The organism is Pelagibacterium halotolerans (assembly GCF_044811015.1).
Lineage (GTDB): Bacteria > Pseudomonadota > Alphaproteobacteria > Rhizobiales > Devosiaceae > Pelagibacterium > Pelagibacterium halotolerans_A.
The window spans coordinates 1,650,685-1,662,299 of record NZ_CP085243.1 but is presented as its reverse complement, the minus strand read 5'-3'; the positions used below and the strand labels follow the sequence as shown (position 1 = coordinate 1,662,299).

General features: G+C 56.6%; 16 protein-coding genes. 6 read left to right on the top strand and 10 right to left on the bottom strand.

Translation table 11 applies throughout. The annotated features are described in order from the left end of the window. Positions 1-47: 47 nt before the first annotated feature. Positions 48-374: a helix-turn-helix domain-containing protein gene (locus LG281_RS08235; RefSeq protein ID WP_404406669.1), complete on the bottom strand. Its 327-nt coding sequence runs from the start codon at positions 372-374 to the stop codon at positions 48-50. A gap of 86 nt (positions 375-460) precedes the next feature. On the opposite strand from LG281_RS08235, the gene LG281_RS08230 reads away from it, so the two are divergent. Further along, positions 461-751 carry a hypothetical protein gene (locus tag LG281_RS08230; protein WP_404406186.1) on the top strand — a complete coding sequence of 97 codons (291 nt, stop codon included), beginning with the start codon at positions 461-463 and terminating at the stop codon, positions 749-751. 380 nt (positions 752-1,131) lie between these two features. Here the strand turns inward: LG281_RS08230 and LG281_RS08225 are convergent, their stop codons facing one another. The 7 genes from LG281_RS08225 to LG281_RS08195 all read right to left on the bottom strand — a co-directional run bounded on the left by LG281_RS08225 (position 1,132) and on the right by LG281_RS08195 (position 5,781). After that, a complete protein-coding gene (locus LG281_RS08225; RefSeq protein WP_404406184.1) occupies positions 1,132-1,440 on the bottom strand; it encodes a DUF1778 domain-containing protein in 309 nt (102 codons plus the stop codon). 106 nt (positions 1,441-1,546) lie between these two features. Then, complete coding sequence (locus tag LG281_RS08220) at positions 1,547-1,852, bottom strand: HigA family addiction module antitoxin (RefSeq protein WP_404406182.1); 306 nt, start codon at positions 1,850-1,852, stop codon at positions 1,547-1,549. Continuing rightward, positions 1,849-2,073 carry a helix-turn-helix transcriptional regulator gene (locus LG281_RS08215; protein ID WP_404406180.1) on the bottom strand — a complete coding sequence of 75 codons (225 nt, stop codon included), beginning with the start codon at positions 2,071-2,073 and terminating at the stop codon, positions 1,849-1,851. Before LG281_RS08215 ends, LG281_RS08220 begins: the two co-directional genes overlap by 4 nt. Before the next feature lie 177 nt (positions 2,074-2,250). Continuing rightward, entirely contained in the window at positions 2,251-4,056 is a 1,806-nt protein-coding gene (locus tag LG281_RS08210) for a bifunctional DNA primase/polymerase (RefSeq protein ID WP_404406178.1), read from the bottom strand. A 54-nt stretch (positions 4,057-4,110) separates the two neighbouring features. Next, the gene (locus LG281_RS08205) at positions 4,111-4,764 is read right to left on the bottom strand and encodes a hypothetical protein (protein WP_404406176.1); all 654 of its coding nucleotides are present in this window, start codon (positions 4,762-4,764) and stop codon (positions 4,111-4,113) included. An 88-nt stretch (positions 4,765-4,852) separates the two neighbouring features. After that, positions 4,853-5,086, bottom strand: a complete 234-nt coding sequence (locus LG281_RS08200) for a helix-turn-helix transcriptional regulator (RefSeq protein WP_404406174.1) — start codon at positions 5,084-5,086, stop codon at positions 4,853-4,855. A gap of 65 nt (positions 5,087-5,151) precedes the next feature. Beyond that, the gene (locus LG281_RS08195; protein WP_404406172.1) at positions 5,152-5,781 is read right to left on the bottom strand and encodes a hypothetical protein; all 630 of its coding nucleotides are present in this window, start codon (positions 5,779-5,781) and stop codon (positions 5,152-5,154) included. A gap of 174 nt (positions 5,782-5,955) precedes the next feature. Between LG281_RS08195 and LG281_RS08190 the strand changes: the two genes are divergently transcribed. Continuing rightward, a complete protein-coding gene (locus LG281_RS08190) occupies positions 5,956-6,246 on the top strand; it encodes an addiction module antidote protein (protein WP_404406170.1) in 291 nt (96 codons plus the stop codon). Between the two features lie 31 nt (positions 6,247-6,277). Here LG281_RS08190 and LG281_RS08185 read toward each other — a convergent pair whose 3' ends face one another. After that, complete coding sequence (locus tag LG281_RS08185; RefSeq protein WP_404406168.1) at positions 6,278-7,471, bottom strand: tyrosine-type recombinase/integrase; 1,194 nt, start codon at positions 7,469-7,471, stop codon at positions 6,278-6,280. A gap of 72 nt (positions 7,472-7,543) precedes the next feature. Between LG281_RS08185 and LG281_RS08180 the strand changes: the two genes are divergently transcribed. The 4 genes from LG281_RS08180 (at position 7,544) to LG281_RS08165 (ending at position 11,116) form a co-directional block, all read left to right on the top strand. Further along, a complete protein-coding gene (locus LG281_RS08180) occupies positions 7,544-8,299 on the top strand; it encodes a hypothetical protein (RefSeq protein WP_404406166.1) in 756 nt (251 codons plus the stop codon). Between the two features lie 398 nt (positions 8,300-8,697). Then, positions 8,698-8,895 (top strand): DUF3768 domain-containing protein, encoded by a 198-nt coding sequence (locus LG281_RS08175; protein ID WP_404406164.1) that lies wholly within the window; start codon positions 8,698-8,700, stop codon positions 8,893-8,895. Between the two features lie 136 nt (positions 8,896-9,031). Continuing rightward, complete coding sequence (locus tag LG281_RS08170) at positions 9,032-10,084, top strand: hypothetical protein (protein ID WP_404406162.1); 1,053 nt, start codon at positions 9,032-9,034, stop codon at positions 10,082-10,084. A gap of 264 nt (positions 10,085-10,348) precedes the next feature. Then, complete coding sequence (locus LG281_RS08165; RefSeq protein WP_404406160.1) at positions 10,349-11,116, top strand: SDR family NAD(P)-dependent oxidoreductase; 768 nt, start codon at positions 10,349-10,351, stop codon at positions 11,114-11,116. Between the two features lie 41 nt (positions 11,117-11,157). Here the strand turns inward: LG281_RS08165 and LG281_RS08160 are convergent, their stop codons facing one another. Continuing rightward, positions 11,158-11,565 carry a helix-turn-helix domain-containing protein gene (locus tag LG281_RS08160; protein WP_404406158.1) on the bottom strand — a complete coding sequence of 136 codons (408 nt, stop codon included), beginning with the start codon at positions 11,563-11,565 and terminating at the stop codon, positions 11,158-11,160. Positions 11,566-11,615 lie beyond the last annotated feature (50 nt).

Below are 11,615 nucleotides of genomic sequence, written 5' to 3'. Positions count from 1 at the left end.
CCTTCTATTAAGATAGCCAATACGGGCGTGTCAGGGAAAACCCTAGCTCAACCTGATCGCAATTTTACGATCGCCTCCGCACATGCCGCCAAGGTCTCCCGGTCGTCATTGCCTAGCGCGGCCACGGCGGAATTGATCTTGGCGCGAAGCGCATCACCGCCGTTGCTTCCGATCTCCTCAAATCCCAAAAGCACATTTGGCGTTGTTTCCAGAACGCGCGCGATGCGGACAAGTGTCGCGAGGTCCGGTTCACGTCTGCCGCTGACGTAGTTGCCATACCGACGCTCTGTAAGCCCCGCGCGTCGAGCAACTTCGGCGTTGGAAATTCCCAAATCCGCCGCGCGTCTTCTGAGGGTATCTGAAAATGAATCCATAAGAACAAAGTGTTCCTGACAGACACCACGGGTCCATGTACAATATGGCGGCATAGAAACCGACAAATCGTGGTCCTATGGAAAGCATGCTCGAATTCATTCGATCCTATCCGGCTGTTCCGGTTCTCGTGGTGCTCGTTGGTGGGGTTGCAGTGTGGCACGTGTGGGAATTCCGCGTTCGCCCCCTGTTTATTCCGAAACCCGAAATCAATGCGGTTGTGGATGCACTGATCGAGAAGTACGGCTCAGACGCCGAGGATTGGGCGCGTGGTTACGAAGAAGAAGGTTGGTACAGGTCGGATACCTACGAGCAGGCAAAATGGCGACGGGTACGCCGTGAGCTTTGGCGGCGATACGAGGCTGGCGAATGGGATTAGCATCTGCAACGAACCGATCCGGCAGGCGGACTTCCGCGCGCACGGCCGCGTTGGAATGGCACTTGGAGAAGTGCCGGTCAGGAGAACAAGTAGTACACCTCGATGTCCGCGTGGGCCTTTGCACGCGCCACGGCTGCGATTGCACGCCAATGCCGAGGGCGACTGCCGGTGCCAGGGAAACAGCGCCTCGTGGCTCGATTTTGAGCACTTTCAGCGCCTATATGTTACCCGATGGATGGTGTCCCCGTCATGTTCGTGTCGGACCGATTGAAAACGTTCGACTTTCGGCCGCCACGATCGGCACGACGGCTTGACGATATATCAGCGTGTCGCCCTGAACGCCGCTCGGCGGGTTGATTACGACGGGTTCACTTGTGATGTCATTTCGGCGCAACAGTGGCTCGATAGCGAACAAAAGCACCCTGCAAATCCTCGGTCGGGCCCTCTGGATGGTCAAGCGATGAAAAGAACGTTGCGTGATCCGCCTGATGGAGCGTGGTATGTTCATACTCGGCGATGACTTCCAACGCAGAACGATAGGCAGAGTTCACCGTGAAAGCAGTGGCACTTACTCCACTCAACGCAGCCGCCTGCTGGATTGCCTTCTTCACGCAGGGTTTGGTGCGGATGTTCATCCGCGCGTTCGCTCGCTCGTCAATATCCTTAGTAGCGTTATGGGATGCGCGCATCACCTTCTCCTTGGTGGCAAGAGTGGAGGCGGGGAGGTGCTTTTTTTAATCGCAACTCCTCCGGGCGCGGACAAGTGCCCACATCGACTGCCGAGGTGGTGGTCCGCTAGCCGCTTCTGTATTCGTGTCTAGGAGTAATGTTGTTTAGTTCCCCCTCGATTTCTCGGCGACGTTCCATCAGGTCATAATCAACCTGAAGCCCGAGGAAGAAGCCCTCGGACATGCCGAAGTAGCGCGCGAGGCGCAGGTCCGTGTCAGCGGTCATCGCCCGCTTACCTAAAACAATCTCGTTGATGCGGCGCGGGGGCACATGTACAGCACGCGCAAGAGCATTCTGGCTGACACCCATCGGCTTCAGGAACTCCTCAAGTAGCACTTCCCCCGGATGTGGGTTCAGCAAATTGCCGGTCATGGCGTCGGCTCGCCTCCATCACGGTCGGCGATTTTGCTCTGGATGTGAGCATGAATTTCCGCGCTGACCCATGCCACGCTGGCTGGAGAAAGGTATATCCTCCGCGGAAACCGTCCCGCCGCCTCCTGCCGAAGCAAGGTTGCGTTCGAGAACGTGATGCCCAATCGCCGAAGGTCAGCGCGAGTGTAAAGGATTTTCTGATGACTCTCAGGCTGTCTCATGATCGTACCGCTCCTGTTGTTGCATCACGTTTCATAAGATAGCGGTCGGTGCACGGGAACAGCACGTCCTCTTGGTGCGCCCATCGGCACTTGCTCAAAATTGCTCTACGTGGGTGAATTTTGAGCAAGTGGGTGTCGGTACAAAAAAGCCCGGCGCGGTGGCCGGGCCGCTTCTCGTTACGAATCCTTCTTGGTCGGCGGATCGCCGGCGTCGGGTCGGCGCCACATCGAACGACCGCTTTCGCCTCTGAACTTGATGACGCCCAGTTCATTCGCCGCACGGCGTAAGGTGGGTGGCGTTATTCCTCGCGCTTCCGCCATATGCACAAGCTTGTGCTTTTCCATTGGGCCGTCTTGAAGGGAACGGTGAAGAAAATCTTTGGCAAAGTCTCGCTCGGCGCTGGGGCGTCCACGCTGCCCCTCCGGCTTGTCCACGATGTCGTATTCGCTTAGGTCGGGCCGGAGGTCGTGCCAGACGACCTTGGAGGGCTTTCGCTCGCCGGTACTCGCCAATTCGAACACAATGCTTGGCCCCTGCATGGAATAGTTGGCCTTGGCGTGTGCAACGAGGCGTAAGTCGCCGTCCTCGGGATGCGTGCCGAGCATCAGAGCCGACCGTACCCGCGCGGCAAGCGCGATCGAGCCAACGCCGCGGTGCATGGGTGTGTCGGTCTTGGCCTTGCGGAAGTGGCGCACAAGCAGGATGCAGGTGTCGAATTCACGCGCCAAGTAGTCGAGCTTAACGATGAAGCGCATGGTATCGTTGGCACTGTTGCCATCGATGTCCGAGTCCATGTAGGCAATGACCGGATCGATAACGACCAGTGCAGGGCGATGCACCTCGACTTCTTGGCGGAGTAGGAACATGCCCTTGTCGTCGAGGGTAAAGGGCTGGTTCTGGAACCGGATACGCGAAACGTCGGCGCCGTTGGCCACTAGCCTCGGCTTCAACGCCCGAGCCGCATCATCTTCTGCAGAGAGAAACAGAACATTACCCTGCTCAATTTCAGTCAAGAAGGGTGGCGGTTTTCCGGTCGTCACTGCCGCTGCCAGCGCTGCCGTAAATGTGGATTTTCCTTGCCCCATATGGCCGTCGAGCAGGTTGGCAGCACCACGCACCAGATAGGGATAGGCAAGATATTGAACGTCTTCCTCCTCGATATCGGCCAAGGACAGGAAGGCATCCTCGCTGCCGACCTCGTAGCGCCCGACGCTCTCGGCGATCTTCGCAACTTCGCCATCTGAAAGAGGTGGAGTGCAGACTTCACCGTTCAGAGCTTGAAGCACTCTTTCGAGCGCACTCTCGGCTAAGCCACGATACCGCAAGAATCCCGCAAAACTCGTCAATACGGAGTTTCGTCCGCCCTGGCCTACACGCAACGTAGATTCCGAAAAGTTCACGGTACGTGGTGCTGATTCCGGGGCGGCGAAGAAATCCTTGGGTAGTGTCGCAATTCTGCGCGGACCAGACCGGTTCCAACGGTAGCGCTTGCCACTCGTATGGTCGCTAGGTGACGTAACGAGGTATCCGTTGCCCGTCTTGATATCGATACCGTCGAGACGCGGCACACGGTCGGGCAGCGATCCCTCGTATCGGAAATAGTAGTGCGCTCCGCGACCCGTCTTGAGGTGCGCTGTCTCCGGTAGCCCCAACGACCTATACGTCTTCGCGCCCGTTGGGCCATCGACATCGAGCACCACAAGACCCTCGGGCGGGACAACTGCCAAATTGGCGTCGGGGTACTTCTTGAAGACGCGCCGAATCTCCGCCCGGTTCGTAGTGGCATCCTTATGGCCATGCGGAAATGCTGGGCCGATCGGATGCTTGCCCACATTCTCGCAATTCGGGTTGCCGCAGTCGCATACGCCGTTCTCGACGCCCCAGACGGCCAAGATGCGCACGCCCAGTTCAGCCCATGCAAGCGCAGCTTTTTCCGCCGACGAGGATACGATGTCCCCGTCGATGCGATCGATGATCGTCATCGCTATACTCTCCTGTCGTGAAAGTGGAAAGGGCGCCCGAAGGCGCCCTCATAGTCAGTACTCGACCCAGCGGTACTCGGCGAACATGCCGTCGACCAGCGCGAACGCGTCGTATAAGACCGTGGCGGTAAATGCGGGTAGACCTTCCAGATGGATCAGAGAGCCGGGCATATAAAGGAAATCATCCTCGCCAGACTCTGCCTCTCCTTCCTGCCCTTGAAATACGGCTTCGGTGATCCTCTGGCACGACTCCTTGACTGTGAGCGGTCGATGCCAGGGTATCAGGGCTTGATACGCATTCGAGCCGATGGCCCAATAGATCACCGGTTCGGGGAATAGGCTGAGAGGGTGGCTTCCGGACAATGTCACCCAGCCAAAACGCGTGGTGTCCATTCTCTCCTCATCCAGCCATAGGACCGGATCGAACAGCAGCGAATTCCTTACCGGATCAAGCTCCTCCAAGCGCGCATTGGTTTTTTTGAAGTCGCTCGGATCGACCAACTCCTCGCGCTTGATCTTGCCTTGAGCCGATACGGAATTGACGCAAACGCGGTGGCCCGGGTCGCCTTCCCCAAGTCGGGCGATAAAATCCGTACCATCGTAAAACCAGTCATCGCAGAAGGTATACTTCTTGCCGGGCTCAAACTCGCTCCAAAAATCATGCGCAGATCTGCGCCACCCATATGCGCCGCTGAAGTGGTTCTTCAATGGCCGGTCGCCTGGAGGGCAGACGCGACCGAAACTTAACGCTTCCATCATCTCGCTCCTTAAATATGTTTGACGATGCGAACGCCATCTAGTCGTGGGTTGGGTATTCTCGGGAATGCCGTTCGGCAGCCTTGGTATCGAGGAATTCGAGTATCTCGTCCTCGAACCAGGCTATTCGCTGTGGTGAAAGATAAAGCCGCCTCGGGAAGGCGTTTTTTGCCTCAAGCCGATAGATGTGCTCACGGCTCCATGGAATGCCCATGGCCTTGAGCTGCTTATAGTCCACGAGACGGCGGGACATACTGCCCTGTATCGCACGCATTTGATCACCTCCTTTCACAGTATGGACAGGAGGGTGGCGCAGTTTTTCAGCTTTGAAATTGCGGTTTATTTTATCGCGGGGGACGATTTTCGGGATGATTTTGGACGCCCAGGTCTAGCCCAATTAACGCCAGACAACTTGATGGCTTCAGTCCATGCGTCGTGGAACGGTTGCTTGCCGATCTGAAACCGTCGTTGGGCTTTAGTGAACAACTCCGCCTTGGTTGGGCGCTTGCTATCAGACGGATGGTTGACCATCAGGTCCCGCAACCAGTCGCGGCACTGCCGGTAGCGCTCATCTGAGGACAACGTGCCCGTCCGAGTGTGACGATACCTTTGCAGGAAATCAGCTAGCTCCTTCGCATTGACGAAACACCTGAAGGCCTCGCCCGGCCATCTGCCCAATTTTATCGTGTTGCTCTTCAGGTCGATCTTTGAAGCGAAGTGATAGAGATCCTTAGGGTCGAGGGGAATGCGCTGCTCGTGGTCTTCGAGATGCACGGTCACCTCGGTACTGTCGAGCACCTTCCTCAGGTCTTTATAGACCTCCCCAAGAGTGCTATCCGCCTTTCGGTCGCGGTCGAGGATAGCGTCGTGCCAATCGTCCCCCAGCAACTCACGCCCGATCTCGCGGGCGGTGTCACGCAAGCTCAGCCAGGTTTGGTTGGTCAGCGCTCCGGGCATCAAGAAATCCATTCAAATGATCCCGGCGAGTTTCTACAAAGTCTGCCGGCTTCTCAAGATGCATGCGCCGTTCTGTTCGCAGCAGCCCTGTTGCTCTCGGTTGCGAAGGCTTGCTTTGCATCTCTAAGGTTGACAGATCGTGATTTTTAAATCACAGATCGATTTGGCCGCATGGGAAGATTGAAAATGGCAGAAAAGCTCTACAACTACGATCCTGCCGATGCGCTGAAATCGGATGAGGCGATCGAAATCTTTCTTAGTGATGCCTTCGAGAGCGGAGATTCCCGCTATATCGCTAAAGCGCTGGGCGTGGTCGCGCGCGCAAAGGGCATGACCAAGATTGCCCGTGAGACAGGACTGGCACGGGAACAGCTATATAAGTCGCTTAGCGAGAACGGTAATCCGACGCTGGAAACGACGCTGGCGGTGCTAAAGGCGATCGGGTTCGGAATCACAGGTAAACGTCACGCAGCATAGCATGGCGCACCGAAGCCGGTATTATGCAGACTCAATCAGCCCCTGATCGACAGGCCCCGTCCCTAACGGGCGGTTCGGAGGCGCGCGCTAGCGCCTCTACATAGTCTGCCCATTTCTCAAGCGCTTCGCGCTTCTCTTTTTCGTAGCCATACCGATTGTAAATGGCCGCCACCCCGGAAATAACTCCGGACTTGTGGTTCAGAACCTTTTCAACGACGTGGGGCGGGATCGACATCCGCGCCATGCCCGAGGCGACCGTGCGCCGCAAGTCGTGCGTTCGCCAGTCACTGGTGCCCACAGCATCGTCGATCCGGTCCTTGGCGCGACCGAAGCCTGTAATAGGAGTTCGTCCTGTGGTCGTAAAAACGAAATCGGAGCCGAGAAAACGCGGCACGCCTTTGAGGATAGCCAGTACCTGAGGCGAGAGCGGCACGTCATGGGATTGCTTGTTCTTCGACCGCGCAGACGGGATCGTCCAGATAGCCCGTTCCAGGTCGATTTCCGACCAGCGCATGCCCGACACCTCACCCCGCCGTTGGCCTGTCAGAGCCAGCACCTTAAACAGGTCGCCGAACGGATAGCCTTCCGTACCAGCGGCGCCCATAAGTGCCAAAAGTTCAGTGTCAGTCAGGACCCGCTCGCGCGCCGCCTCGGTATGCAATGGGGACAGCCCTGTAACCGGGTGAACATCGACCATGCCCCTGTCCAATGCCCACGCGAACAGCTTCTTTATGGCCGACAAAGCACGGTTCGCACGATAAGGCGTTCCGGAGGCGATCAGATCGTCCAGGATACGCACGACGTCGGCGCGCTTGATTTGATCAAGCGGTTTGTTCGAGAGCGCCTGGAACTTGTCCAGAAGGATGCGCTCGGTCTCCTTCCAACCTCGGTTCCTCGGCTTCGCGTAAAGCTTAATGAACATCGGTACCGTTTCGCCGAAAGTCAGCTTCTGCTCCTCGGGTTCCTCGTCGAGGATCCCGAACTGGGCATTGCGGATGATTTCGCGAGCGCGGTCTCGGGCCTCTTTTAAGGAGACGGCCGGATAGGTGCCGATTGTTTTTCGCTTCTGTTCGCCTCGGACGCGCACCATGACGAAGAACGACTTGCGGCCGCTCGGGTAGACACGCAAGCCGAAGGCGGGCAACGTCAGGTCCCACACCTCGTTGCGCCGGTTGTCGTCGGCCTTAAGGTGTTCGACTGTCTTTGGAGTGAGCTTCATCTTCATGCGCCAAATAATGACGATGAGACAAAGCTCTGTCAGGGTTTACTATGTGGCGGTATTTTGGGGGACAGAGTAATGGTATCGGGAATTGGGGTGGGTGATCATATCTACGTTTGCTCAAGTCGAGTAAACGGTCTGCCTGATAACGGAAAAGCCTTCCACTCGGCCAACGTTGTGGATCGGCAACACAGGTCTATCCAGATATATCTTCCTGGGGGGCAGATCAGTGACCCTATATCGACGAAATATGCCCACAAGAGGATTGGCGCTTGCATCGTCACTTTGGGCGATTTCCAGACAGAGCAGGTCGTTCTGGACCCTTTGGCGAAATCGATTCTTCAGTATTGCAGGCTTCTGTTCGGCGATGATTCTCTCGTCAAAACCTACAAAGTTAGAACAGGGGTTGAAATCAGGCACATCTGGGAAAACCACTTTGTTAACGACGTTGACCACGTGATTTTTGTGGGTCACGGCTCTGAGGATGGTGAAATCCGAGTTGGGAACTCCACGCTTAGCCCTGCTGCGCTGGCAGAAGCGATGCCACACGACCCGCAGAGAAAATGGAAGTTCACATTCTTATGTTGCCAGCTCGGGCGTGCAGCCTTTTCCAAATCCTTTTCGGAGCTAGCATTCGTAGAACAGGTGATAGCTCCCTTTCATTCAGTACATGCCGCGATCTCGTCCCAGTTTGTGCAGACGTTTCTTGTTCGAAATCTACTCGATGGAGAAACTCCTGCCGTAGCCTTCAAGAACGCTGCGAAGACGGTGCCTGGTCCGAACAGCTTTCGAAGATGGGTGAATGGTGAGCTAAAGGGCGGACGAAGTACATGAATGGATCTACTCTTTAGCCCCGGGTAACCGCGGGGTTCAAAGCCATTTTGCAATTGCTGATGGCAAGACATCACGGGGTGTTGGGCTCCGTCGCGCCGGAACATTGTGTGGCTTGAACTCCGACGTGCCTTATGTGGCGCAAGATCGAACATCGTCCGCAGCCTCAGTCACGTTGAAAATCCGCGTGTCGGTGGTTCGATTCCGCCCCTGGCACCATTACCCCTTCCCATAGCTTCTCATATCATCTCCCAGATCGTTGAAAATCAATGGTTTAGCGGGTTTTGGCTGCTCATAGCGGCTCCTCGCATACCCTTGCAACGCCTCTGAAATTGGGTAACGGTCTGGGTGTTACCCATTACCCATAGGAGGCGTTACCCAATGGCCCTCTCTGACTTCGCTTGGCAAAAGCGCCAAGGCCAAGGATAGACCGTACCGACTACGGGGAGCACAACTGCGCCATCCCAACGGTGGGCGGCCTCTCGATCAGCTGGAAGATCGATTACTACGATCCCGCCCTAATCTTCCTGTCTGATGATCCGGCTAATCCCGAGATCACCAGCCGTGTGCTGACGATAATGTTGGCGTCGGAATATTGAGGTCAAACAGCACCCGGATGGGTTCTGTTTTCGTGTCAGTTCTTCCAGTAGATTGGGAGTTGCCATACGCCAAAGTTGCCGTCACTCGAAAACTACGGCACTATTGCATTGATAATGCACGCTTGGGGAGGGCACCATGAATCCCGTACTGTGCCGATATGCTATTGCTGCCACTGTACTAACGTTTGGTCTGTTTCAAGCATCAAGTGCGGTGGCGCAACGGGCTACTATTCTTGACTCAGCCAGAGCAGCGTACTTTGCGACGCAACTCTACGCGCTCCCCATCATACTTCCTCAGGAAGACATCCCCGGCGATATCTACATCGATCCCATCCGCAAGTTCCAATTCCGGAGTGAGGATTGCTTCCCGGGAACCCCCATCGATACCGTCGATACGGTGCTCCCGAGTTACTTTGAGCAAAATCAGTCTACGCTTGAAGCAGAGTTCGCGGGCAGTCTACCGGATATCGCTTCGGCCTTGGTCAGTGTCGGCGTCGATACCGGAGATAAGCTCTCCATTTCCTTTGCAGACGCCCGGGCGCACAGCATGACTTGGGATGAAATTACCACTGGGTTGGCGAACACTTCCAACGAAGCCTGTCGCGATCACATTGAATGGACGCTGATGCAAGACAGCTCAAGTGATCCGTGGCGGTCGATACCCTGGATACTGGCGACGGTCATTGAAGCCAGAGAGAGCTATACGTTCGAGACGTCGCAGAACATCACGGTGGGGGCCGAGGTCGAGGCCGATCTGGCCAGGTTGTTTCGGCAGCTACCCGTTCCCGTTGAAATCGCCCCAGGGATCGAACTGAGCAACGGAACAACGCGCCGGATTCAACTGCTGACCGAGCAAAGCTATCCGGTGGCATATCGTCCGGCCTTCATTTCCCTTGAGCATATGGAAGAGCTGAAAGCTATCGAGGCTGGTGGCTTTTTCCGTGCCGTGTGGCAGTTCTTTGGTGGTGCATCGGACTTCGAAACGATCGAAGCAATCCGGTCGGAGTTTCCCGAACAACTCAGGCACGCCGACGAGACATTAAAGTCCATGGTGGAGGGTACGGCGGTTCGTTTTGAAAACGAGAACGAAGAGCATTTGGCTTATATGCGAAATGCAGGGTTGATGCTCGCAGCAGGTATTGAAGCCTACGGATTACCGGACAGCATTGAGTATGTCGCGTCGAGGTGATGGCCGGAGAAGGAAGAACCGCCGCTGTACCGCGTTGACTTCCCGGCACCATTACCCCTTCTCATGCCATCTCCTAGAACTTGGAAAATCAATGGTTTAGAGAGTTTGAGCTACTTATAGGAGCTCGGGGCTCACCCTTGCTTCGCATCAAATTGGGGGTATCATTTGGGGTATTGCCGATGGGGGCTGGCATTCAGCCAGCCCGACGATGACTATCTTGAACCATCGGGTAACCACCGAGCGGTCATAGGGAGACGTTAAGGCGTGCAGGACAGGTTCAATTCGCTCAAGGGCAAGACCATTCTATATACCGGCGCCGCCGGCGGATTGGGGCTGCCGACCACGCTTCGTATGCTCGAAACCGGCGCCAGGGTCGTCGTTCTGGATAACGATCCGGACAAGATCGCCGCGTTAGAGACCGAAGCTGAGGAAAAAGGGCTTTCCGGACTCACCATCGAAAAGACCGACCTTTCCGATCTCGGCACGCTTCAGACAACGCTCGCGCGGCTGTCGGGCGAAACGGGCGGGTTCGACGTCGTCATCAACAACGCCGCGATCTATCCGTCGAAAGCCTTCGAATATTTCACCATCGAGGAAATCCAGATGGTGCAGCGCATCAATGTCGAAGCCGGCATTGTCTGTGTCATGGCGGCTCTCCCGCATATGAAAGAGAAGGGTTGGGGCAGGATCATCAACATCGCTTCGATCACCGTCTCAGGGGGATGGGAAGGGTTGACGCCCTACATTCAATCCAAGGGGGCGCTCATCGCGCTTGCCCGGGGCTGGGCGCGCGAGTTCGGCAGGTACGGGATCACCGCTAACGCCGTGTCGCCAGGAGCGTTCCCGACAGATGCCGAGAAAATCCATCCCGATCTCGAAGCCTACGAGCAGCGTATTCTCGAGCATCAGGCGATCAAACGGCGTGGAACGCCCGACGAGATCGCGTCGGTCCTGATGTTCCTTGCGTCGGAGTCGTCGTCCTTTATCACCGGCCAGACCATCAACGTCGATGGCGGCTGGGTAATGATCTGATCCACACGCTTGCCGATCGGAGCCCTTCGCCACCCGGCGCCTCAGCGTTCGGGAGACAGGGCGTCGATGATCCGGCATTCCGCGATTGTGCCACGGCCGCACTGGTTGATGATGCTGGCCAATTCGTGCCGGAGCGCCTCGAGGTCGGCGAGCTTGCGCTCAACATCCGCCAGGTGTTCGCGCGCGATTACGTCGACCGCTGCGCAGGAGCGGTCGCGCTGATCGGACAGTCCGAGAAGCCCCCTTATCTGCTCAATCGAGAAACCTAGGTCCCGCGCGCGGCGGACGAAGCTGAGACGGCCCATATGTGTGCCGGAATAGCTGCGATAATTCCCGGCCGTCCGGGCCGGCTCCGGGAGGAGACCGATGCGTTCATAATAGCGGATGGTTTCCACTTTGGTGCCGGTCGCTTTCGCGAGATCACCAATTGAGAAGGTATCGCGCGTCATGATCTTGACCCTATAGTTGCTACAGGGTGCATGTAGGGTGTTGCATCGAA

What these genes read in the sequence shown, in the direction of transcription:
- LG281_RS08230 (WP_404406186.1), top strand. Translation starts at nt 461, where the DNA reads ATGCTCGAATTCATTCGATCCTATCCGGCTGTTCCGGTTCTCGTGGTG.
- LG281_RS08225 (WP_404406184.1), bottom strand. Translation starts at nt 1,440, where the DNA reads ATGCGCGCATCCCATAACGCTACTAAGGATATTGACGAGCGAGCGAAC.
- LG281_RS08185 (WP_404406168.1), bottom strand. Translation starts at nt 7,471, where the DNA reads ATGAAGATGAAGCTCACTCCAAAGACAGTCGAACACCTTAAGGCCGAC.
- LG281_RS08200 (WP_404406174.1), bottom strand. Translation starts at nt 5,086, where the DNA reads ATGCGTGCGATACAGGGCAGTATGTCCCGCCGTCTCGTGGACTATAAG.
- LG281_RS08220 (WP_404406182.1), bottom strand. Translation starts at nt 1,852, where the DNA reads ATGACCGGCAATTTGCTGAACCCACATCCGGGGGAAGTGCTACTTGAG.
- LG281_RS08160 (WP_404406158.1), bottom strand. Translation starts at nt 11,565, where the DNA reads ATGACGCGCGATACCTTCTCAATTGGTGATCTCGCGAAAGCGACCGGC.
- LG281_RS08195 (WP_404406172.1), bottom strand. Translation starts at nt 5,781, where the DNA reads ATGGATTTCTTGATGCCCGGAGCGCTGACCAACCAAACCTGGCTGAGC.
- LG281_RS08170 (WP_404406162.1), top strand. Translation starts at nt 9,032, where the DNA reads ATGAATCCCGTACTGTGCCGATATGCTATTGCTGCCACTGTACTAACG.
- LG281_RS08180 (WP_404406166.1), top strand. Translation starts at nt 7,544, where the DNA reads ATGGTATCGGGAATTGGGGTGGGTGATCATATCTACGTTTGCTCAAGT.
- LG281_RS08210 (WP_404406178.1), bottom strand. Translation starts at nt 4,056, where the DNA reads ATGACGATCATCGATCGCATCGACGGGGACATCGTATCCTCGTCGGCG.
- LG281_RS08190 (WP_404406170.1), top strand. Translation starts at nt 5,956, where the DNA reads ATGGCAGAAAAGCTCTACAACTACGATCCTGCCGATGCGCTGAAATCG.
- LG281_RS08215 (WP_404406180.1), bottom strand. Translation starts at nt 2,073, where the DNA reads ATGAGACAGCCTGAGAGTCATCAGAAAATCCTTTACACTCGCGCTGAC.
- LG281_RS08235 (WP_404406669.1), bottom strand. Translation starts at nt 374, where the DNA reads ATGGATTCATTTTCAGATACCCTCAGAAGACGCGCGGCGGATTTGGGA.